The organism is Pseudoalteromonas translucida KMM 520, assembly GCF_001465295.1.
Lineage (GTDB): Bacteria > Pseudomonadota > Gammaproteobacteria > Enterobacterales > Alteromonadaceae > Pseudoalteromonas > Pseudoalteromonas translucida.
The window spans coordinates 3178880-3201949 of the sequence record NZ_CP011034.1; the positions used below are offsets into that span (position 1 = coordinate 3178880).

Sequence of the window (23070 nt, forward strand, 5' to 3'; positions counted from 1 at the left end):
TGCTGCCAAGCTGTAAGCCCTAAAGCTTTCGCGTGCAGTCATCTAACAGGAACTAAAACATGCTAAAACTACAAAAAGTCATAACAATAGCAGCACTCTCTTTAGTTAGTGTCGCATCAACAACAGCCTATGCTGAAGTAACCGCTAATGTGGCAGCAACATCAAACTACTTATGGCGCGGACAAGAGCAAACCGGTGGTGATGCCGCCATTTCAGGAGGCATTGACTACACCAACGAGTCTGGTTTTTATGCCGGTGCGTGGGCATCAAATGCCTCTTGGGCCGATGAGATGACCTATGAATTAGACTTGTATACAGGCTTTGGTGGCGCAATAAATGAAAACGTGAGCTACGATATTGGCTACATTTATTATGCATACCCTGATGCGGCTTCAATGGCTGATGCTGACTTTTCTGAAATTTACGGCAGTATTAGTGTAAAAGGTTTCACCTTTGGCGCTGCCGTATTAGCAACCTCTGCAGCGAGTGGTGATGGTACAGACTTTGCTGACTCACTTTACCTAACGGCAGATTATGCTTTTGCTGTTGGCAGTAACGGCACCGAAATAGCATTTCATTTAGGTCATTACTCTGGTGATTTTATTGGTGATGACAATATTATTGATTATGGCATAGCAGTATCTAAAGATGGTTTCACTTTTGGTTTATCTGATACCGATATAGATGGCTCTGACGTAAAAGCCTATATTATTTATTCAGTAGACTTTACACTTTAAAAATTACACTGTAATTGCTGCAACCCAAGAGCCGAAAGGCTCTTTTTTAGTTTTAGCAGTATAAATAACCTGGCCACTAAACAAACCACGTTAACAAACCGTTACAATAAAATAATCACCTTATCCTCATTTTGCCTTATGCTATAGCCAGTAATTCCCCCCAAAATTAGGTTATTAAGGAATAATAATGAAGTCACCTAACGCGCTAAGCGCACTAATCGATATTTATATCAGCCCAAGCAAAGCGTTTAGTGGCATAGAGCAAGCAAAAGGCTGGTCATGGTTGGCCCTTATTTGTATTGCAGTTGCCACCGCCGCGAGTATGTTTGTTTTTTATAATAGTGTTGATATACAGTTTTTAATTAATGAGCAAGTAACCGTTGCAAGTGTTGATGCCACTATTGGCGAGCAAAAAATGATTCGCCAAGCGATTGAACAAAATGCCCCAAATCAAATATGGTTTGGCATGATCGGCGGTATTATTGGCATAGTAATAATGAATGCTTTAGTCGCACTTTATTATATGTTGATTGCTAAACTCGATCCTAACTCACAGCATAGTTACGGTGCTTGGTATGGCTTTTCATTGTGGACTATGATGCCTGCGGTTATTTCAAGCCTTGGCACTATCGCCTTAGTATTAATGGCCAATACAGATCAAATTTCGCAACAAGCGGTGTTTAGTTACGCTTCTATCAATCAGCTCATTGTTGGGCTTGATGCCACACATACTTTTTATACCTTACTAGAATCAATTAATCTGTTCACTATTTGGAGCATTGCGCTGGGCATGGTTGGGCTAAAATGCTGGACTAATTTCTCAACTAATAAAGCACTGCTGTTTGCAGCCTTACCAAGTATTATTATTTTTGGTGTTTGGGCGATTATTGCCGCACTTTAATTATTATACAGAGGTAAGTTAGCCTCTACACATTTTCACTCACGGACCGATAAAATGAAAAAAGCTATTATCATCACACTCGCTATTGCCGCTTTTATAGCGTTAATTGTATCAAAACAAATTTCTGGTGATAAAAAACAGCCCGAGGTAAATATCGCCCATGTTGAACTCGGCAATATTGCCGACTCAATTATGGCGTCTGGTAATTTAGTTTTTAATACACAAGTGCAATTACGCTCTGAAGTGACCGGCCGAGTAGATAAAGTATTTGTCGAAGAAGGCCAAAGTGTAAAACAAGGCGATATTTTAATGCGCCTTGATACCACTGCATTTGAATCTGAAGTAACCCGTAATAAAGCACTACTACGTGCCACTGAAATAGAAATTAAGCACAGCCAAATTCGCTTAGTTAACTTTGAACGCCAACTAAAAAGACAAAAAGAGCTTTACGATGTCGGTTTGGGCAATGAAGAAGCCTATGAAAACCTAGCAAGTGCCCGCGATTTAGCCAAAATAGATATTGAATCTCGTAAAGAGTCGTTTAACCAAGCCCATGCGTCGTTGCAAATTGCTCAAGATCGGCTAAATAAAAGTGTTTTTAAAGCGCCTATGAGTGGCCTATTAGCTTCGGTTAATATTAAAGAAGGCGAAACGGTTATTGCCGGAACGACCAATATAATAGGCTCTGATTTAATGCTAGTTGCCGACCCTAGCGCTATTTTAGCTGAGTTGCGAGTTGATGAAACCGACATAGCCAGTATTAAGCTCCATCAAAAAGCGAATATTTATGCCGCCGCTTATCCTAATAATCCTTTTACTGGCACAGTAATAAACATAGGTACCTCGGCTAAAAACCAGCCTGGCTCACAAGGGTTATCATTTAAAGTAAAAGTATTACTCGATGCTACCGATCGTCAACTATATGCCGGAATGAGCTGTAGAGCAGAAATTGCCACCAGCATTGCCGAAAATGGTTTAAAGTTACCAATAGAAGCAATTCAAAAACAAGACGACAACACCTTTGTTTGGCGTCTAAATAACGACAACAGCGTTAGTAAAGTAACCGTAACTGTTGGTATATCGTCAGATATTGAGCAAGCAATTACCGAGGGGCTCAATGAAGGTGACAAAATAGTTATTGGCCCAGCTCGCCCTATTAGTACTTTAAAAGAAGGCGACACAGTAAAAGTAAAAGCCGCCGCGAAGGAAAACAACTAATGACTGGGGTGATCAAGCTTGAGCATATTAATAAACAATACAAAATGGGCGCTGAGATATTTAAAGCACTTGATGATGTAAACATTAGCATTATGCCCAATGAATATGTAGCTATCATTGGCCCTTCGGGATCGGGCAAGTCTACCCTAATGAACTTGTTAGGCTGCTTAGATACCCCCACCAGCGGCGAGTATTATTTAAAAGATAAGTTAGTAAAAAGTATGACCGAAACCGAGCTTGCGCATCAACGTAACGAAAGCGTCGGATTTATATTTCAAAGCTTTAACTTATTACCACGCGCATCGGCGCTAGAAAATGTAATGCAGCCCTTAGTTTACCGCTTTACTCCCAGCAAACAACGTAAACAGCAAGCACTTGAAGCACTAAAGCGCGTGGGCTTAGCCGACAAAGTAAATCACTTATCAAGCCAGCTGTCGGGTGGGCAACGTCAACGAGTTGCTATTGCTCGTGCTTTAGTCACTAAACCGCATATATTATTAGGTGATGAGCCAACCGGTAACTTAGACAGTAAAACCACCCGCGAAATTATGGCCTTATTTGATGAGCTGCATAACGAAGGACATACCATTATTTTGGTTACGCATGAGCAAGAAATTGCCGACCACTGCCAGCGGGTAATTCGCTTAGTTGATGGTAAAGTAGTGAGTGACGTGACTAAAAACCAAGGAGCAAGGCAGCATGTTTAAACTTGCACTGGCCACTATGGAAGGCACTAAAGCCGCATTTTCGGCAATTAAAGCAAATGCAATGCGCTCTGCCCTCACCTGTTTAGGTATTATTATTGGTGTGGCCGCAGTAGTAACTGTGGTTGCTGTAATGCAAGGATTTACCAAGCAAATAAACGATCAGTTCGCTGATATGTCGCCCGACGTAACTACTATTAAGGCGTATACCAGTATTGAGCTAGAAATGGTTGGTAAAAATGCCAAACTTAGCTACGACGATTTTTTAACCTTAAAAGCACGGGTAAAAGAAGCAGAAACACTCACCGCACTCATGTTTACTTGGCGTTTTTCGGGCGGGGCTGAATATGGTAATAAAAGTCATTCATCGCGGGTTATGGGTACTGAGCAAGACTATCAAAAAGCATACCGCACCTACCCCGATCTAGGACGTTTTATTCGCGCTGAAGACGACGAAAAACGCCGCCGCGTAGCTTTTATTGGACCGTCAATTATCGAAAAATTAAACTTACCTAGCAATCCGGTAGGCGAATACATAAAGCTAGGGGGTGAATGGTTTAGAATTATTGGTGTAGCCGAAAAACAAGGTAGCTTTTTGGGCTTTGATCAAGACGATTATATTAATATTCCTATTAGCACTATGAGTGCGTTAGAGGGAGGTAATACGCAAAGTAATGTACAAATTATGTTTAGGCTTGAAGACAACGCTAACGAAGAGCAGGTACTAGCAAAAATCACTCGTATACTGCGCCAGCTACATAAACTTAAAGACGGCGACGACAATGACTTTGAATTTGAAACCGCCGAAAAAGCCCGCGCCCAAGTAGATAAATTTACCGGTAGTGCTACTGCCATAACCGCAGGTATTGTTGGTATTAGTTTATTAGTTGGTGGCATAGGTGTAATGAATATTATGTTAGTGTCGGTAACTGAGCGCACCCGCGTGATTGGCACCCTTAAAGCACTAGGCGCTACACCCGGCTTTATAATGTTGCAATTTTTAGTTGAGGCTGTGGTGTTATCGCTATTTGGCGGGTTAATTGGGCTTGCCATTGGTTATGGCGCAGCGGGGCTTATTTCGTTTATGGTTCCTAGCATGCCCGATGCGTATATTCCGGCATGGGCGGTAATGTTGTCGTTTGGTTTTACTTCATTAATTGGCATAGTGTTTGGTTTAGCCCCAGCCATTAAAGCCGCCAGGCTCAACCCTATAGATGCACTGCGTTACGAGTAACAACAGCATTGTAGCTAGGCTTACAAGGATGTAAGCCTAGCTACATAATTAGCGCAGTGATTAAAACTCCCTTTAAACTTCAAGCACAAAGTATTACCCTACTTAAACACCACTTAAAAATGAACTTTTAACGCTTAAACCACCCAAAGTACACACTATAGCTATTGATATTACTCACTGCTAATTTTAAATAAGGTATTAAATGCACAAAAAGCTAATACGTTGCATTGTTGCTGCATGCTCTTTTTTAACTCTAAACTCTAGCTTGGCGCTAGCACAACTAAACCCATCAGATGAAGCGCAAGGTATAACCGAAACCGCATATACTCCCCTGCGTTGTAATCAGCAGCTACAGGCAAGTAGGCAAAAAACATACAGCCGTAAGTTTATTGTTCCTCAACAAGCTAGGTTACTCTCATGGAATATTTATAAGGCACAAAATCAAGGCCTGTATAAAGACTTAACTCACCTTAATCAAAGTGCTGACATTGTTTTATTACAAGAGGCCATTGTAGATACCCGCCTTACTAGCCTTAAACCTTTTTGGCGTTTTTCGCCCGGTTATAAAAGTGGCAATATACAATCTGGTGTAATGACGCTTAGCCGCTGGCCTGCAACTGTACATTGTACCTTTATTCATAAAGAGCCATGGTTACGAAGCCCAAAAGCAACTAACATTGTTGAATATGCAATGGCTAACCAACAGCGCTTATTGAGCGTTAATTTGCACGGCATTAACTTTACGTTTGGTACTAAAGCCTACGCGCAACAGTTACAAGCCAGTATAAAAATAATGCAACAACACAAAGGGCCAATTCTTTTTGCGGGCGATTTAAACGCATGGAACGATGCACGCCAAAAGCTAGTTAATGACGCGCTTACTAAACTGGGCCTTAAAGAAGCTATATACGTAGATGACAAGCGTACAAAAGCATTTGGCTTAGCACTGGATCAGGTGTGGGCTCGCGGTGTTGTTATTTCTGATACTTTAGTAAGCGAATATAACAGTTCTGATCACAACCCTATTTTAGCCACTTTAAAAATTGATGATGTATAACATGAAAAAACCTAGTATTTATTCTGCTTGGCTACTGGCCATATTATTCACTTTTTTTAGCCAAATAAGCCAAGCTGCACACTCCAACCAATTACCTAATCAAGAACCCAATCGAGAACCCGATCAAGAAGTGCAGCATTTAATTACCTTTATTAGCAACAGCAACGCCACTTTTATCCGCAATGGCGATGAGCATACTAGCAAAGAAGCCGCTGAGCATTTAGCCATGAAATACCGTAAAGCTAAACGTTATGCAAAAACAGCCGACGACTTCATTAATAATCTAGCCAGTAAAAGTTCATGGAGTGGTAAAGCCTACACGGTAATTTTAAGCAATGGTGCTAAGTTAACCGCAAATAGCTGGCTAACCAATGAACTAATACGATTTAGAAACACAAAAAAGCCGTAGTAAATACGGCTCTCTAAAGCTATCAATAATAACAAGCTAAACACTACTTAGCTGTATGCTCTAAGTTAGGTAAGTAATCTACCGCTAAAATATCGCCGGGGGTAAGCCCAGTAACTATATGCTGCTTTGCGCCAATTATTTCACCTAAGCGTACAAACCGGCGTTCTATTTGCTCATTGTCACTATTAATCACATACAGCATAGTTAATTGGCCAAACTCATGTATCCAGTTACTATCTACCAATATTCCTTGTTCATCGGGTAATACTAACTCTAATTGCGCATACAAGCCGGGCATTACCCCTACAGTAGAGTCAAAATCTAAGCGAATTAATAAACTACGTGAGGCGCTATCGGCAACCGGAACTATTTCGGCCACTGTGGCTGGCAAGGTTAAATTAAGTGCAGGCAGCTTTATGGTTAAACTTTGCCCTAACTGCAATTTAACCGCTTGCGTTTCTCGCACATTAAACTCAACTTGTAGCTGCTGCGGGTTATATAATCCTAATAAAGCCTGCCCCGGCGTAGCTGTATCACCCGGTTCTACTAACCGCTCTACTACAACCCCCGAAATAGGCGCAGTAATACGGGTGTAACTCAGCGCAACTTTAGCTTGTGTTTGCTGCTGCTTAGCGGCAATTAAATTAGCCGATAAACTATCAAAATTTGCCTTCGCATTATCTAACTCGCTTAACGACACTAAGCCTTGCGCATACACACTTTCAATTCGCTTAAGTTGCTTTGTCGCTTGTGTTAATGCGGCTTGAATAGCATTAATTTGCGCCTCACTTTGTGCTAATTGCGCTTTAAAGTCATCTTGTTGTAAGGTAATGAGTAAATCACCTTGGGTTACTTTATCGCCTGCGCGTACACTTAAACGCTCAACTTGTGCCATAACTCGCGATGAAATTTGGGTATTTTGTTTCGCAATAATACTGCCTGGCACCCATTCGCTACGGGATATTTTTTGCAGCAAAACAGTTTCCCGCTTACCGTGGTAATTGTTAGCATTGGCCATTTTTAAACCAGCGACTTGCTTGTTTGTAAAACTGCCCGCCATATACAATACGGCGCCTATTACCACTAATAAAGCGAGTAACGAGCCAACTAGTTTTGATTTACCTTGCATGCGTTTCTCCCGCGGTGGTTTCTGTGTTTGCAAATACTAAGTAATAAACAAGCGGCACTACAAATAACGAAAACAACGTTGATGCCACAATGCCAAAAATAATCGCAATTGCTAAGCCACTAAAGACCGGATCTAGTGTTATCACTAAGTTACCTAATAATGTGGTGCCTGCGGTTAGTAATACGGGGCGCATGCGCACTGTTCCTGCTGCAATTAACGCTGCTTTTATTGCCATGCCTTGGGCGCGTGCTTGGTTAATAAACTCAACTAAAATAAGTGAATTACGTACCACAATCCCCGCCAAGGCAATCATGCCTATCATCGCGGTGGCGGTAAATAGAACCGGCTCGGGAGCCGATGCAATACTGCGTTCACCAAACTGATTAAGTAGCCAAAAACCAGGCATAATACCAATAACAGTGAGTGGTATTGCCGACATAATAATAAGCGACAAGCTTATTGAGCGTGTTTGTAGGCGTAAAATAATAAAAATGGCGCTAAGTGCAAATGCAAAGGCAATCCCCATATCTCTAAATACATCTATGGTAATACGCCACTCACCTTCACCGCTAAATGTTACTTGCGTGCCTGGCGGTAATTGCCAAGGTGCGGTGCCACCATTATTAAAAAAGTGCCGTGCTAACCAAGGCGTTTTTACAAAGTTGTCTGTTGATGTATTTAAATCAGCAGTTACATCGGCAATTATTGCTGCGGGAGTTCTACCGTTTAGCTCTGCCATAACATAAATAACTTCGCGCTGATCTTTGCGCATAATAGTGTGCGCTACATTTAATTGAGTAAATTCACCAAGCTCAGAAAGCGCAACTAAAGGGCGCGGCGCACTGCTTAAGCCAAATTTACTCGCATTTTTAGCTATGTCTCTGTCGCCCCTTAGTTGTAATGCCAGCAACTGCGCAAATTGATTGCGTTCGCTATAAGATAACTGCAGTTTTATTGGCACAGGCTGAGTGTCATTGCTGACATAAAGCTGCCCAACCGTTTTCCCTTGTGACGCTATGCTAAGTGTTTGCGTGATATTTTCGGTAGATATAGCACTATGCGCCGCTTTCGTTTTATCAGTAATAAAACGCTGCAAAGGGGCTGCTGTAACCATTGAAGTATCAACCTCTACCACATGAGGCTCTTGTTTTAAGCGCGTTACAACTTGCTCTGCGGCTAAATAATGCGTTTGCCTATCAACAAATGTATCTCGATAAACTTCTGCCACCAAGGTACTTAACACCGGCGGCCCTGGCGGCACTTCAACTACTTTAATCACTATGCCATTATTTACTAATGGTGCTAACTGTTGACGCAAACGCATTACCACCGCATGAGATTGATGCTCTCGTGCTGTTTTATCTAGTAGTAGCACTCTTAGTTCAGCTAAGTTTGGTGCTTCACGTCGGTAATAACCACGTACCATACCATTAAAGTCCATACTTGAAGGCTGGCCTACATAAGCGGCTATTTCACTTACCTCGGTTAATTGCCATGTGAGCGTTTGCACTTGTCGGGTAAAAGCAGCTGTTTGCTCTAAATTAGTGCCCTCTGGCATATCAATTAGTACTTGTAGTTCATTTTTATTATCAAACGGTAATAACTTCAGCGGTACTAATCGCATCACAGGTAACATGGCGCTAATAATAAATAACGCAAGCGTGATCCACAGTACCCATTTAGCACGTGGTTTTGAGGCCAGTAACGGTGTTAGTAAACGCTCGTAAAGGCTCGTTTTGTTATTTGCTTGATTGGGCTCTGCACTATTAGGTTTTAGTAATTTCATGGCAAGCCACGGGGTTACAAAAAACGCCACCAATGTTGATACCATCACACTCACAGGTACGTTAAATGCCATGGGCGCCATGTAAGGCCCCATCATTCCAGTAATAAAAGCCAGTGGAATAAATGCCACCATAATAGTCAGGGTCGACATTAATAGTGCGGTGCGAATTTCACTCATCGCATTCACGATTTGCTGTTTTTTATCACCCTTTTTATTTATAAAACGGCTGATGTTATCTATACCTGTGATCGGATCGTCAACCAGTAACCCTAAAGATAAAATTAACGCAAATAAGGTTACGCGGTTAATTGTGTAACCAAAGGCAAAATCAAGCGAGAGCGTAATGCCATAACAAATGGGTACAGCAAGTCCAACTACTATTGCCGGGCGCCAACCTAAAAATACGCCCACAAATATAACCACAGTAAATACTGCAAACACTAAGCTTGAGGCTAAATTATTTACTTTTTCGTCGGCGGTTTGGCCGTAATCTCGCAGTACTGAGTACGTTATTTCTGCTGGTAGTAACGTGGTTTTTAGCTCTGCCATCATGGCATGTACATCGCTTGCCACCGCAACAGCGTTGCTGCCTGCTTGCTTGGCAATACTCAGCGTTACCATAGGGTAATGCTGTTGCTCATTTGACTGCGCTAGCCATTGATAGTTTTGTGCCTCAGCGGGGCCATCACTAACCTGAGCTACGTCGGTTAAATAAACACTTTTACCATTAACAACATTAACGACTAGTTGCTCTATCGCTGTTTTAGTTCTTAATACATCACCCGCTTGCAAAATTATTTGCTGCTGGGCATTTACCACGCTACCCACCTCGGTGAGTTGATTAGATACACTAAGCGCATAATAAACATCACTTAATGTGGTTTGGTGTGCAGCCAAAGCGGTGGCATTTAAATTAACGGTAATGGCGCGGTTACGCCCAGCAATTACTTGTACTTCGCTAGTGTGTTCAATTCGTTGTAAATTATTGGCTATTTCGTTAGCAAAGCGGGTTAATTCATAATCACTATAAAGCTTAGGATCTTTGCTATATAGCCCAAGCATAACAATAGGCACGTCATTTACTTCTACTGGGCGTATTTGCCAGCTTTTAATAATAGGAGTCATGGTGTGTTGATAGCTATACAGCTTGGCGTAGGTATCGAGAATGGCTTGTTCGCGATCGTGCCCTACCTCAAAGCGCAAAGTAACCACAGCACGACTACTTTGCGTAGTTGAATATATATGTTTTACACCGCTAAGTTGCGCCAGTAACTTTTCTAATGGCTCAGTGACTAACCTTGCAACTTCAGGAGCTTCTACATTAGGGGCCGACACATAAATGTCGAGCATAGGTACCACTATTTGTGGCTCTTCCTCTCGCGGCGTTTGCTGCAAAGCAAATAACCCACACAGTACCGACAACACAAAAATAATAATTGGTACGCGGCCACTTAAACTGCTTTTTACAGCGTTATCTATAGCGTTCATTGCGTTATTCCTTACAAAATAACCCATACAAAGTTGCCAGCAGTGTTACCGCATCTTTATCAATAACACGATAATAAATTGTTTGGCTTTCGCGTCGAGTAGCCACTATATTTGCTTTACGCAGTGCTGCTAAATGCTGAGAAAGTGCGGACTGTGCAAGAGGTACGGCTTCATTTAACTGCGACACGTTCATTTCGGTGTCTTGTAAGGAGCATAAAATCATTAAGCGATTTTTATTGGCTAAAATTTTTAATAATTTTTCTGCCTTTTCTACATTGGCAGCCATAGCGGTAAAGTCAATATTCATACTGTGCTCTTATACTTAATTTGTTGGTAAGTATAGATTGCTAGCACAGCCATGTCTAACATTAGATCTTGCTAATATATAAAAACCTAATATAGTAGCTATACATACTCACTAAAATGACCAACTATAATGAAGCTTAATAATGCACTGCGCTTAATTGCTGGCATCATGATTATTACCTCTGTTTTATTACAAAGCTTTCATGACCCACGCTGGATATGGTTTACTGTATTTATAGCACTAAACCTAATGCAATCAGCTTTTACCTGCTGGTGCCCAATGATCACACTATTACGCAAACTTGGCGTTAAGGAATAACAAATGCTTACATCCATTCCCGACTTATTAAAAACAATTATCCCTAATCAGCGCCGTATTGGTGCACAACAAGCAAAACAAGAGCTTGAGGGCAATAAAGGGTTACTTATCGATGTACGCGAACCAGCAGAGCATGCAAATAAAGCGGCTGTTGGCGCGATAAATATCCCTCGTGGTTTACTCGAAATGAAATTAATGGAAATTGAAAAAGACGCTACACGGCCAATTTATTTACACTGTGCCAGTGCAGCCCGCGCTACTCTTGGCGCCGAAGCACTCACTCGCGTTGGCTACGAAAACGTGACCGTGATTACTTGTAATGCCGAAGAGATTTGTAGCGTTTTTTAAATTTAGTGCTTTTTCACCCAGCAGCGTGACTAGGGTCTTATATGGACTCCCTATTAATGTCAAAAATAAAATTGAAATAAATTAGACCCTAGCATTTTCTCAATGTTTTTTACGCTGTAGGTGATACCCAAATTAGCTATAGCTTTATGCTTGATTGCTTTAGGCTATAGTTACTTGCTGCGCTGTGAGGGCTATCTTTTTGAGTTAAGATTACTTCGCGTAATTCTCTGGCGTTCACTAAAATAAGTAACAACCCCAATACCCCCGACTACTCCGCAATTTTAAAGCTCAACCTATACAAAGGTTACCTAATCCTTTATTGCATTTACATCGATACAAACTTTTATACATTAACTTACAACCATTTTTGGGCTATTAGCTATACAATATTTACCTTAGATCACAAATCAATTTATAACTTAAATAGTTAGGGTAATTATGAATACGTACATGACAAACAGTTTACGAGTGTTAGTAACTACATTAATTTTTACAGCATCTGCTGCTCATGCTGAGTCGCGTTGGTCGGTTGCAGGCGGGGTGATTTCTGTAGAGTCGCCATATGCAGATACCGATAGCAAAACACTCGGTTTACCTATGGTCAACTATACAGGTGAACGATTAACCCTTAAAGGCTACATGCTTGATTATAAATTGCTTGGTGATGAAGGTTTAAATTGGTCAGTTATTCTTGAGCCTGGACAATTTTTTGACTCTACGGATTCTGATAATGTTGCCATTAAAGCATTAAATGAGCGTAAAATGTCACTCTACGCGGGTACAAAGGTAAGTTACGCTGCCAGTTTTGGCCGCGTTAGCGCAAGTATATCTCATGATGTATTAGGCCACGGTGATGGCGCTAAGTTTAAAACCGACTATAGCTACCCGGTTAAGTTAACTAAAGAGCTAATGTTAGCGCCTTTCGTTGGGGTTGAAATTAATAGTAGCCAGTTATCAAACTATTATTACGGTGTGGCAGAGGGCGAATCTAGCACTTTTGATGCATACGAGCTTAGCTCTACGGTTAACTATAATATTGGCTTGTTAGCAAGTTACCAACTTAATAAAAACTGGAACGTAAACGCGCTAGTTAAATTTAACCAGCTAGATGCTGATATTGAAGATTCACCTATTATAGACACCGATAATCTCACTACTGCAATGATGTCTATCACTTATCACTTTTAATTAACAACCTTTACCGAGCACCTCGTTGTGCTCGGTTTTTAACGCTCACTCAACACCATTGTTAACTCTGTTTATAGGTATTTATATGGCCATAAATAGCAGCAATAGTTAAACACTCACTACTACTTTTATAGCTAAAACAATAAATACCGCACCTAACACTTTATCTAGCCATGGGTTTTGTTTAGTAAAACCAAAGCGATTTTTAGAAACCTCAGTTAACAGTGCCACCAGTAAATACCAGCCGGTATCAATTACAAACACCGTTAAGCACATAATAAGACCAATGCTGAGAGTAAGATTTTGCGGGTCAATAAATTGCGAAAATAAGGCTAAAAAGAAGATAGCGAGTTTGGGGTTTAAAAATGCAATTGCAAAGCCATCTTGTAGCGCCTTTAATGCACTTACTTCACTCTTTTGCACTTGTAGCTCATTATTACTAGGTTTAGCCAGTAGTATTTTAATTCCCAAATAAGCTAAATATGCTGCTCCTAAATAGACTAATAATTGATAAACATTAGGAAACTGCACCATTAAGGCACCTAAACCGAGTAAAGATGCAGCTGCATACAATCCTACTCCTACGCCATGGCTCAATGCCGCAAGCATACCGTTTTTCATCCCACCGCTTAACGTATGCTTTAATACCACAGCCAAGCTAGGACCAGGCGACATTGCGCCCATTATGCAAACTAACGCTAAACTTAGCCAAACAGATAAAACCATTAATCACCCTTTATAATTCATTATTTTCTATTAATAAGGCATAAGCCGTTATTTGCCCTTGAAAGCCCGTTGCTGTTGTTACGCTAATAACTCGCCATCCATCTTGATTTAATTGGTAAATACGCTCATTCAATGCATCTAAATCTATAGCGTGGCTAAAAAATCCACGCTTTTTAAATTCCACTATTTTTTGCATTGTTTATTATCCGTTTTATTTGTCATCACTTATCCTTGCTGATTATTTTTAGCACTATTGAATTTTAGTTTACAGACGCCATATATAAAGCTCAATCATTAAAAAGAACCCACTATGTCTCAAGCCCCTGCAGCAGAAAAAGCCGCGTTTAGTAGTTTATTACCTGTTTTTGCGTTTATTAAACCGTATAAACTGATGGTTATTGCCGCCCTTATTGCTCTTTTAGTGACGGCGGGGGTTAATTTATCATTAGGCCAAGGCGTTAAATTTGTTATTGACCATGGTTTTATAGCAGGATCTCAAGCACAGTTGCAACAAGCAGTACTGGTACTTATAGGCTTAATTAGTTTATTAGCGGTGGGCACCTTTAGTCGTTTTTATTTAATGTCGTGGATTGGTGAACGTGTCAGTAACGATATTCGTAAAGCGGTGTTTAACCGTATTGTTACTTTGCACCCAAGTTATTTTGAAGAAAACCGCAGCGGTGAGTTAATGTCGCGGTTAACCACCGACACCACTTTACTGCAATCTATTATTGGCTCTTCTTTTTCAATGGCGCTACGCAGTGCACTAATGCTAGTGGGTGGTTTAGCCATGCTGCTATTTACCAATTTAAAACTCACCTTAGTGGTAGTTGCTTGTGTGCCTTTAGTACTGGTGCCCATGATGGTATTTGGCCGCAAAGTAAGAAAGTTAGCCAGTAGCAGCCAAAGTGCTATTGCCGATATAAGTACTTACGCCGGTGAGATCATTCAAAATATTAAAGTAGTGCAAAGCTATAGCCACGAACAGCGAGAGCAGCAAGCTTTTGCTCTGGAGGTCGAAAAAGCCTTTAACGTCGCTAAAAGCCGTATAAAACAACGCTCGCTTTTAATTGCCGCCGTTATATTTTTAACCTTTAGTGCCATCAGCGCTATGTTATGGGTTGGCGGCAGCGATGTACTAGCCGGCACTATGACCGGAGGTGAGCTAGGTGCCTTTGTGTTTTACGCTATTATGGTGGCCATGTCGGTTGCAACTGTGGCAGAGGTTTATGGTGAGCTGCAGCGCGCAGCAGGCGCTGCTGCAAGGCTACTAGAATTACTCGCCGTAAAAAGCGAAATTGAAAACCCTATTTCCCCACAAGACGAAAAGCTCCTAAGTAGCACTAGCCACTCTGCCATTACACTTGAAAGCATTAGCTTTAATTACCCTTCTCGCCCCGATGTAAGCGCACTTAATAATGTGAGTTTAAACATACAGCAAGGGCAAACAGTGGCAATTGTGGGTCCTTCTGGTGCAGGTAAAACCACCTTATTTGAATTACTACAACGCTTTTACGATCCAGCCAGCGGTGCTATTAAGTTTCGTGATGTAAATATTAAAATTTTATCACTCAATACGCTGCGTAATAAAATGGGCATGGTGGCACAAAACCCCATTTTGTTTAGCTCAGATGTAATGCATAACATTCGCTATGGCAATCCAAATGCTACCGACGAGCAAGTTTATGCGGCAGCTAAACATGCCCATGCCGATGAGTTTATTCAACAGCTACCACAAGGCTATAACAGCTTTTTAGGGGAACAAGGAGTGAGGCTATCGGGCGGTCAAAAGCAACGCATTGTACTCGCGCGAGCAATTTTGAAAGACCCTGAAATACTATTGCTTGATGAAGCCACCAGCGCACTGGATGCACAAAGCGAGCACCATGTACAAGCCGCGCTTGAGCACTTAATGCAAAACCGAACAACGTTAATAATTGCCCATAGGCTGGCAACGGTAAAACATGCAGATATGATTGTGGTAATGGAACACGGGGAAATAATAGCAACAGGGAGCCATCAGCAATTACTGCAAAGCTCCCCGTTATACCAGCGCTTATGTGAACTACAGTTCAATAAAGACTAGATTTTTTATGTGCTTATTGCGTATTAGGTACTATTTGAATTTCTACACGGCGATTTTGTGCACGGCCATTTGCGCTATCGTTAGATGAAATTGGACGTGTTTCACCATAACCTGTAGTGCTAATTCGCTCAGCCATAATTTGCTGATTAACTAAATAATTTTTAACACTTTGAGCGCGTTGCTGTGAAAGGCTCATATTGTAGCTATCTTTACCTGTGCTATCGGTATGACCTTCTACGCTTAAATAAGTTTTTTCGTATTTGTTCATCACTTTAGCAATCGCACTTAGCGTATTGTGAAAGCCCGACGAAATATACGACTGATCGGTTGCAAAGGTAATATTTGACGGCATAACTAAACGTAAGTTATCGCCTTCACGTACCACTTCAACACCAGAACCAGCTAATTCGTCACGAAAAGCGGTTTCTTGTTTGTCCATGTAATCGCCTACTGCAGCACCAGCTAATGCACCAATTGCAGCACCAATAAAGATACGCTTATCTTTATGATTACCAGTAGCCTTACCTAATACACCACCAGCTGCAGCGCCAATTGCCGCTCCTTTACCTGTGTTATTCATTTCACAACCGCTAAGTAATACAGCCACTACCGTTACGCTTAAAAGTGATTTAGTTAAAGTCATGTTATGTCCTATCCATTTAGTATTTTGCGCTATTATGCAAATATATGAATGAACAAGCCATGAAGAATCTATTAAAATTAGCGTTTTATGCTGTATAACAACAAAAATTCTATCAATAGCTGATTTCATAAATATGTCATACTACTGGATGATAATTTTATAATTTATAACGAGGATTGGGGCGTAATGTTAATTGCTATTTTTAGACAGTTTTTTTTACTTGGCTGCATGAGTTTTGGTGGCCCTGCTGCTCACTTAGGCTATTTTAAGCGCCATTTTGTCGATACCCTAAATTGGCTCACTAACACCCGTTATGCACAGCTTATAAGCTTAAGCCAAGCATTGCCCGGGCCAGGCTCTAGCCAAGTTAGTTTTGCTATTGGGGTAGAACGCGCGGGTGTACTTGGTGGCATTGCTGCCTTTATTGGTTTTACCCTACCGTCGTTTTTAATTATGTTGCTATTGGCTATAAGTGCGCATCAGTTTGATGCTGTTTATTTTGCCATTATTGCTGGGTTAAAACTGTTTGCTGTGGTTATTGTCGCCGATGCCACATTAGGTATGGCAAAGAGCTTTTGCACTAGTGCAGCCCTAAAGCTATTAGCCGTACTAAGCACGTTAGCCTTAATACTTTTTCCTCTGCTGGGCACACAAATAGCTATTTTAATTACCGCGGCTGCTGTGGGTGCAATATGGCCATTATTAAAATTAAATCCTGAACCCGCACAGCAAAGTAAGTCAAAAAGTAATATAAATTGGCTCGCCTTAGGATTATTTACACTGCTGCTAGCGCTCAGCTTCATTCCTTTGACTACTGAATTAGCTTTGTTTGCCCCCTTTTATCAAGCAGGTGCCATGGTGTTTGGTGGTGGCCATGTAGTATTACCTGTATTGCAAGCAAGCGTACCTGCACTAAGCAGCGATCAGTTTTTGAGCGCCTATGCAAGCGCGCAAGCTGTGCCTGGGCCTATGTTTACCATTGCGACTTACTTAGGTGCACAACTAAGTACCGAACAACCTTTATTAGGCGCTATCATAGCCACGGTACTTATATTTATGCCCGGATTTTTACTCATACTGGCGTTTCAAAAAAGCTGGTTAAACTTAGCAAGCAAGCCTCGCTTTGCCAGTGTTATTGCCGCACTTAACGCCTCTGTAGTGGGTTTTTTAGCCGCGGCGCTGTATTCACCTATTTGGACATCGGCGGTGCACAACCTTTGGCAAGTTGCGCTAGTTATTGTGGCACTCGCTTGGCTAAGATTAAAAAAGCCACCTATTTGGTGGCTGTTAATACTCTTTATTACTACGGGGTTGGCTCAGTATTATTGGGCACTTTAATTTTAGGTTTTTCGCTCGTAGGCACGGCTGTGGGTGGGCTAAATTGGCCACTCACACTTTGATACGGACGCAGGCCAAAAATAGGTAACACAGCCAATAAATGATCCATTATTTCGGCTTGTAAATGCTCATACGATATCCAGCGTTTATCGCTACTAAAGCAATAAAACTCAATTGGTAAGCCGTGGTTTGTCGGCTGTAACTCACGTACTAACAAGGTCAGCGAGGTATTGATTTTTTTATGTTGCTTTAGGTAACCTTCGGCATAACGGCGAAACAAACCTAAATTAGACACAGGATCAGGCAGTGAAGACGTACGAATGTAGTCGGCCAAAGGTATAGCCGCTTCTATTTGCTGGCGAAAATCATCTTCAACTAAAAAAATACTATTCATATCAATATTAAGCGAGCGCTTCATGCGCCTACCGGCAGACTCTTGCATACTGCGCCAGTTTTTAAATGAACCAGCTACTAACATGTAAGTAGGAATAGTAGTTACAGTGTTATCCCAGTTACGCACTCTTACTGTGTTTAACCCTAAATCAATTACTTCTCCATCGGCCCCATAATTATCTACCTGGATCCAGTCGCCATACGTAACGAGTCTATTGGCTGCAATTTGAATGCTTGCGACAAATCCTAATATGGTGTCTTTAAATACTAATAAAGTGACGGCGGCAATGGCACCAAACCCCGAGAGAATATAAGTAGGTGATTTTTCCAGCACTATACTAACAATTAAAATAACACTGACAATAAAGGTAATTAATTTAACAACCTGAATTAATCCCTGAATGGGTACTTCGCGGGCAAAATCTAATTGATTATAAATAGCGCCCGCAATACTCACTATGCTACTAAAAATAAAGCCCGCATAAATAATGAGCAGCGCTTGGCCTAAGGTTTTTAAAATTTCCTCTGCAATCTCATTCACCGGGTACACACTATCAAATGTGGCTAAAAACAACGCACAGCAAAGTAAGCAAGCTATGCGCTTATTGAGCTTATTGAGCATAGGTGCAAGTAAGCCAATGCGTTCAGGTGAGATTTTAGTAACAATTTTTTGGATCGCAGGAAACATTAAGCGGCGAGTAAATAAGTACACAAATAATAATGAAAATATACCAATGGCGACGGCAGTAATAGTGCTTAGAAAAAAAGCGTCGGGCACTTTTTCAAACCAAGGCGCTATTAACTTCTGTAAGTGGATATCGGTCATGGTATTTTTATTTCCTTGCGGGAGTTAGGTTTAAAATTACAGTGCTAGCTAGAGTAAAAAGCGCCATTGCAGCATAACCAATTATATTGACTACAGCGGGTAATACCCGCTGTGAAATTAACAGAGCCAAGCAGAGTGATTAAAAACAATACCTAATTTAATCTGCAGTGACAGTGATTAGGTAAATGTTTTTAGCGTAACTGTAGGCTCATATTTTTATGCGCTTATTTTTGCTCAAGATTTATTAATGTTTGGTTTTTTTCTTTCCATAACCGATTGAGCTCACTTTGAAAGCGCACTCTAAAGTCGGGATCGTTAGTGTAGTCACCAATTAGCTCGTCACTGACCGGCCTTACTTCAACATGTACGTTTATATTTTTTACTTTACCGCTGGCAAAATCCATAAAGGTCGGAATGCCCTCAGGATAATGAATAGTCACATTAACTACTTTAGTAATTTGCTCTCCCATGGCTTGCATTACAAAGGCAACGCCTCCTGCTTTGGGTTTTAACAAATGTGGAAAAGGACTATTTTGGCGAGCATGTTTTTGCTTTGTATAACGCGTACCTTCTACAAAATTAACCACACTTACTGGCATTTCTTTAAATTTTTCGCAGGCCTTACGCGTGGTTTCTAAATCTTTACCGCGTAATTTAGGGTTCTTTTTAAGCTGACTTTTACTCGTACGAGTCATGAATGGAAAATCGAGCGCCCACCAGCACAAACCTAATATAGGCACGTAAATAAGCTCTTTTTTCAAAAAGAAATTTAAAAAGGGTATTTTGCGATTTAATACGCGTTGCAATACTAAAATATCAACCCAGCTTTGATGATTAGCTATAACTAAATACCAATCTTTTAGTTTTATATCTTCAAGCCCAGTAACGTTAATTTTAGTTGGCGTAAATAATTTTTGATTTAAGCTGTTAAAAGTAACCCAAATAGTGGCAAATTGCTTGGCAGCCCAACTCATTAACTTTTGTAGCGGCTTAATTGGTATAAGCTTAATAACACCACAAATAAAAATTGGCACAAACCAAATAAGAGTATTTATAAAGTACAACAAAATACTAAATACACTGCGGATAACTGACATTGTTTCTATTCCTTTAAATAGCGCGCAGCAGCTAATTACTGCGCTTTTTATACTTAATTAATAATGGCTGAGGTTAATCCTCAAAATAGGTATAGCCTTCTAGTCCCGCATTAAGCTCTGCTAAATAGCCTGCTTTACATGGCTCAGACACATCGAGCTTATTAATTTGCTCAGCAAAGTTGTCGGCTAAAATGGCGCTATCATAGTCAACACACTTTAATACATCCTTAACGCTGTCACCTTTAATGGCGTTAGTAAGTACATAACCGTCATCGTTAAGCTCCACATGCACTGAGTCGGTGTCGCCAAATAGGTTATGTAAGTCACCTAAAATTTCTTGATAAGCGCCAACCATAAACATTGCAATATGATACTGCTGCCCTTGTATATATTCAGGTATAGGTAAGCTTGTTTCTATACCTGCACCTTCTACATATTCGCGAATTTGCCCATCAGAATCACACGTTATATCTTGAATAATAGCGCGCTGAGTAAGCGGTTGAGTGAGGTTTTCAATAGGCATTACTGGGAATAGTTGACCAATTCCCCATATATCTGGCAGCGATTGAAATAGTGAAAAGTTAACAAATAATTTATCGGCTAGCTTTTCGTTTAAATCATCGAGTACTTCGCGATGCGCACGCACATTATTGCTCAAAGATGAGCGCACCCGATGTAAAATAGTAAAGTAAAGTTGCTCTATTTTCGCCCACTCTAGCATGCTCACTAAACCGTGTACGTACTGATCGTGTGCTTCGCTAAATAAGTGCATTGCATCGTGGTAAATTTCCAGCGCCATACGCGGGCTTAAACGCTGTAAACATTGCCACATTTCATCTAATACTAGTGTACTGTTTTGCGCAGGCGCCTCTGGGCTCAAGTGGTTAGGTGCTTTTTCAACGTCAATTACATCGGTAATTAATACCGCGTGGTGCGCGGTTAACGCACGCCCTGATTCAGTAATAATGGCCGGATGAGTTAATTGATGTTGGTCGCACACTTCAGAAAACGCATTTACTACGTTACGGGCATATTCTGCAACGGTATAGTTCATTGAACACGCACTACGTGAACCCGAACCTTCGTAATCAACTCCTAACCCACCGCCTACATCAACGGTATTAAGTGGTACACCTAACTGAGTAAGCTCAGCAAAGTGGCGCGCACATTCACGCAAAGCACGGTGAATATCGCGAATATTGGCAATTTGAGAGCCAATATGAAAATGCACCATTTGCATTAAGTGCAATTTATTATGCTTTCTTAGCACTTCAACAGCACTAAGCACTTGCCCTGCTGTTAAACCAAACTTACCTTTTTCGCCACCGGTGTTTTGCCATTTACCTTTGCCCACTGAGTTTAGGCGAATACGAATACCAATAGCCGGTTCAATGCCTAAATTATCAATTTCTTCCAGTAAAGTGGTTAGCTCCGAGAGCTTTTCTACCACTATTTTAACTTTGTGACCCATAGCCTGACCTATACAGGCTAAGCGTAAAAACTCACTGTCTTTATAGCCATTACACACAATAGTAATGGGCTCTTTTGCCACCCCTAAAATAGCCATTAGCTCTGGTTTAGAGCCAGCTTCAAGGCCAACCAGCCCGCTAGGGTGAGCTAAAAGTTTACTCACTACAGAGCGCTGTTGATTTACTTTGATTGGGTAAACGCAGGTATATTCGCCCTGATATTCACGATTTGCTCGTGCTTGAGTAAAGGCATTGGTAAGTGTATCTACCCTATTTTGTAAAATATCAGTAAAGCGCACCAATACTGGTAAGGTTAAACCCTGTTGTTTAAATTGTTCGGTTAATTGCGTTAAAGAAATTGCGGTTTTTGCTTGGTCGCCATCTGGGTAGGCCACCAACTCGCCTTGTGCGTTAATATCAAAATAGCCTTCACTCCAATGTGCAACATTATAAGTGGCACGTGCTGTTTCTAAACCCCAAGTCATGGCAACTCTTCTTTAATCAATTAAATACAATGACGCATTTTAATACGTCGCTATCCTCTAGGCTAACAAAAATTGAACTTTCCCTCATTCCTAACTAACTTTATTGGTTAAATCAGTTAAAATGTCATTGAGCAAAACGTCAAGCACTGGCAAAATTGCCCCCTTTTTCATCCTCAACTTAAAAAAGTGTAATAGTAACTATGGCAAATTTAGATCAAAGTAAGTGGTTTACTGAAATTAGCGACCGCGATGGCAGCGCATTTTCATTACGTATTAACAAAAAGTTAGATGAAAAACAGTCTCCTTTTCAAAAAGTAGAAATGTTCGAAACCACCGACTTTGGTAATTTAATGATCATCGACGGTTGCACTATGGTAAGTAGCCGCGAAAACTTTTTTTATCATGAGATGATCAGCCACCCTGCACTTTTAGCGCACCCAGCACCTAAAAATGTAGTTATTATTGGCGGCGGCGACTGTGGTACCTTGCGCGAAGTGTTAAAACACCCTGGCGTAGAGAGCGTTACGCAAATAGATATAGACGAAGTAGTAACGCAAATGTCGTTAAAATACTTCCCAGAGCTATGTGAATCTAACAACGATCCTCGTGCAACGGTTATGTTTGACGACGGCATTAAATACATGCGCGAAGCCGCAAGCGAATCAATCGATGTTGTTATTGTTGATGGCACCGACCCAGTAGGCCCAGGTGAAGGCTTATTTAATCATGCATTTTACACTAGCTGCTTAAACGCACTTCGCCCTGGAGGTATTTTAGTACAACAAAGCGAATCACCGCTTATGCATATGCCGTTATTAGTTGAAATGCGCGACGCTATGCTAACGGTAGGTTTTAACGACTTACAAACACTGCCATTCCCGCAACCTATATACCCAAGTGGTTTATGGTCAGTAACTTTAGCGCGTAAATCTGCAGCCTTTAATGGTTTTAGAGAAGATGCAGCAGCCGATATTGCAAAGAACAGCGAATACTACAACAACGGCATTCATCACGGTGCATTAGCTACGCCAAACTTTATGCAACGCGCTTTTGATAAAAAATAACCTCGCAATCTAAGCAATACTAAATTAAGGGCTCAACAGAGTAATGCCGATCAGTTAAGGTTAATTGATCGGTTGACCGATCTAAATGATCGTGAATAATCCGTAATTAGTTTCGCTAA

General features: G+C 41.0%; 22 protein-coding genes. 13 read left to right on the forward strand and 9 right to left on the reverse strand.

Translation table 11 applies throughout. The features are described 5' to 3' along the window. Positions 1-59 precede the first annotated feature (59 nt). The 7 genes from PTRA_RS14675 to PTRA_RS14705 all read left to right on the forward strand — a co-directional run bounded on the left by PTRA_RS14675 (position 60) and on the right by PTRA_RS14705 (position 6260). On the forward strand, positions 60-737 hold the full coding sequence (locus PTRA_RS14675) for a TorF family putative porin (RefSeq protein ID WP_058374329.1): 678 nt from the start codon (positions 60-62) through the stop codon (positions 735-737). Between the two features lie 187 nt (positions 738-924). Further along, positions 925-1638: a YIP1 family protein gene (locus PTRA_RS14680; RefSeq protein WP_058374330.1), complete on the forward strand. Its 714-nt coding sequence runs from the start codon at positions 925-927 to the stop codon at positions 1636-1638. Positions 1639-1692: 54 nt separating this feature from the next. Beyond that, positions 1693-2856: an efflux RND transporter periplasmic adaptor subunit gene (locus PTRA_RS14685; protein WP_058374331.1), complete on the forward strand. Its 1164-nt coding sequence runs from the start codon at positions 1693-1695 to the stop codon at positions 2854-2856. After that, positions 2856-3563: an ABC transporter ATP-binding protein gene (locus PTRA_RS14690; RefSeq protein WP_058374332.1), complete on the forward strand. Its 708-nt coding sequence runs from the start codon at positions 2856-2858 to the stop codon at positions 3561-3563. Before PTRA_RS14685 ends, PTRA_RS14690 begins: the two co-directional genes overlap by 1 nt. Continuing rightward, positions 3556-4794 (forward strand): ABC transporter permease, encoded by a 1239-nt coding sequence (locus tag PTRA_RS14695; protein ID WP_011329457.1) that lies wholly within the window; start codon positions 3556-3558, stop codon positions 4792-4794. The genes PTRA_RS14690 and PTRA_RS14695 overlap by 8 nt, the downstream gene beginning before the upstream one ends. A 202-nt stretch (positions 4795-4996) precedes the next feature. Further along, entirely contained in the window at positions 4997-5851 is an 855-nt protein-coding gene (locus PTRA_RS14700; RefSeq protein WP_058374333.1) for an endonuclease/exonuclease/phosphatase family protein, read from the forward strand. A gap of 1 nt (position 5852) precedes the next feature. Beyond that, the gene (locus PTRA_RS14705) at positions 5853-6260 is read left to right on the forward strand and encodes a YfeK family protein (RefSeq protein WP_237113461.1); all 408 of its coding nucleotides are present in this window, start codon (positions 5853-5855) and stop codon (positions 6258-6260) included. Between the two features lie 43 nt (positions 6261-6303). Here PTRA_RS14705 and PTRA_RS14710 read toward each other — a convergent pair whose 3' ends face one another. From PTRA_RS14710 to PTRA_RS14720, 3 genes are read right to left on the reverse strand one after another with little or no spacing between them, the layout of a single operon-like run. Continuing rightward, a complete protein-coding gene (locus tag PTRA_RS14710) occupies positions 6304-7389 on the reverse strand; it encodes an efflux RND transporter periplasmic adaptor subunit (protein WP_058374334.1) in 1086 nt (361 codons plus the stop codon). After that, positions 7379-10663 carry an efflux RND transporter permease subunit gene (locus tag PTRA_RS14715; RefSeq protein WP_058374335.1) on the reverse strand — a complete coding sequence of 1095 codons (3285 nt, stop codon included), beginning with the start codon at positions 10661-10663 and terminating at the stop codon, positions 7379-7381. Before PTRA_RS14715 ends, PTRA_RS14710 begins: the two co-directional genes overlap by 11 nt. A gap of 4 nt (positions 10664-10667) precedes the next feature. Next, positions 10668-10970 carry an ArsR/SmtB family transcription factor gene (locus tag PTRA_RS14720; protein ID WP_011329463.1) on the reverse strand — a complete coding sequence of 101 codons (303 nt, stop codon included), beginning with the start codon at positions 10968-10970 and terminating at the stop codon, positions 10668-10670. A 129-nt stretch (positions 10971-11099) separates the two neighbouring features. Here PTRA_RS14720 and PTRA_RS14725 point away from each other — a divergent pair, with 129 nt between their 5' ends. The 3 genes from PTRA_RS14725 (at position 11100) to PTRA_RS14735 (ending at position 12824) form a co-directional block, all read left to right on the forward strand. After that, entirely contained in the window at positions 11100-11288 is a 189-nt protein-coding gene (locus tag PTRA_RS14725) for a YgaP family membrane protein (RefSeq protein ID WP_058374336.1), read from the forward strand. Between the two features lie 3 nt (positions 11289-11291). Next, complete coding sequence (locus tag PTRA_RS14730) at positions 11292-11636, forward strand: rhodanese-like domain-containing protein (protein ID WP_011329465.1); 345 nt, start codon at positions 11292-11294, stop codon at positions 11634-11636. A gap of 450 nt (positions 11637-12086) precedes the next feature. Further along, the gene (locus tag PTRA_RS14735; RefSeq protein ID WP_237113462.1) at positions 12087-12824 is read left to right on the forward strand and encodes a MipA/OmpV family protein; all 738 of its coding nucleotides are present in this window, start codon (positions 12087-12089) and stop codon (positions 12822-12824) included. A 108-nt stretch (positions 12825-12932) separates the two neighbouring features. Here the strand turns inward: PTRA_RS14735 and PTRA_RS14740 are convergent, their stop codons facing one another. Both PTRA_RS14740 and PTRA_RS14745 read right to left on the reverse strand, forming a co-directional pair. Continuing rightward, the gene (locus PTRA_RS14740) at positions 12933-13550 is read right to left on the reverse strand and encodes a LysE family translocator (protein ID WP_058374338.1); all 618 of its coding nucleotides are present in this window, start codon (positions 13548-13550) and stop codon (positions 12933-12935) included. Between the two features lie 10 nt (positions 13551-13560). Continuing rightward, a complete protein-coding gene (locus PTRA_RS14745; RefSeq protein WP_041454610.1) occupies positions 13561-13746 on the reverse strand; it encodes a DUF4177 domain-containing protein in 186 nt (61 codons plus the stop codon). Between the two features lie 114 nt (positions 13747-13860). Here PTRA_RS14745 and PTRA_RS14750 point away from each other — a divergent pair, with 114 nt between their 5' ends. Then, positions 13861-15636, forward strand: a complete 1776-nt coding sequence (locus PTRA_RS14750) for an ABC transporter transmembrane domain-containing protein (RefSeq protein WP_058374339.1) — start codon at positions 13861-13863, stop codon at positions 15634-15636. Positions 15637-15649: 13 nt separating this feature from the next. Here the strand turns inward: PTRA_RS14750 and PTRA_RS14755 are convergent, their stop codons facing one another. Further along, positions 15650-16279: a YiaD family glycine zipper/OmpA-like lipoprotein gene (locus tag PTRA_RS14755; protein ID WP_011329470.1), complete on the reverse strand. Its 630-nt coding sequence runs from the start codon at positions 16277-16279 to the stop codon at positions 15650-15652. 186 nt (positions 16280-16465) lie between these two features. Between PTRA_RS14755 and chrA the strand changes: the two genes are divergently transcribed. Then, on the forward strand, positions 16466-17617 hold the full coding sequence (gene chrA, locus PTRA_RS14760) for a chromate efflux transporter (protein ID WP_058374340.1): 1152 nt from the start codon (positions 16466-16468) through the stop codon (positions 17615-17617). Here the strand turns inward: chrA and PTRA_RS14765 are convergent. From PTRA_RS14765 to speA, 3 genes are all read right to left on the reverse strand, one after another. After that, positions 17583-18836, reverse strand: coding sequence for a mechanosensitive ion channel family protein (locus PTRA_RS14765; RefSeq protein ID WP_058374341.1), 1254 nt, complete (start codon positions 18834-18836; stop codon positions 17583-17585). The two genes, chrA and PTRA_RS14765, sit on opposite strands and share 35 nt — an antisense overlap. 224 nt (positions 18837-19060) lie before the next feature. Continuing rightward, the gene (locus PTRA_RS14770; RefSeq protein WP_011329473.1) at positions 19061-19933 is read right to left on the reverse strand and encodes an acyltransferase; all 873 of its coding nucleotides are present in this window, start codon (positions 19931-19933) and stop codon (positions 19061-19063) included. Positions 19934-20006: 73 nt separating this feature from the next. Next, a complete protein-coding gene (gene speA, locus PTRA_RS14775; RefSeq protein WP_058374342.1) occupies positions 20007-21887 on the reverse strand; it encodes a biosynthetic arginine decarboxylase in 1881 nt (626 codons plus the stop codon). A gap of 200 nt (positions 21888-22087) precedes the next feature. Between speA and speE the strand changes: the two genes are divergently transcribed. Continuing rightward, the gene (gene speE / locus PTRA_RS14780) at positions 22088-22951 is read left to right on the forward strand and encodes a polyamine aminopropyltransferase (protein ID WP_058374343.1); all 864 of its coding nucleotides are present in this window, start codon (positions 22088-22090) and stop codon (positions 22949-22951) included. Positions 22952-23070 lie beyond the last annotated feature (119 nt).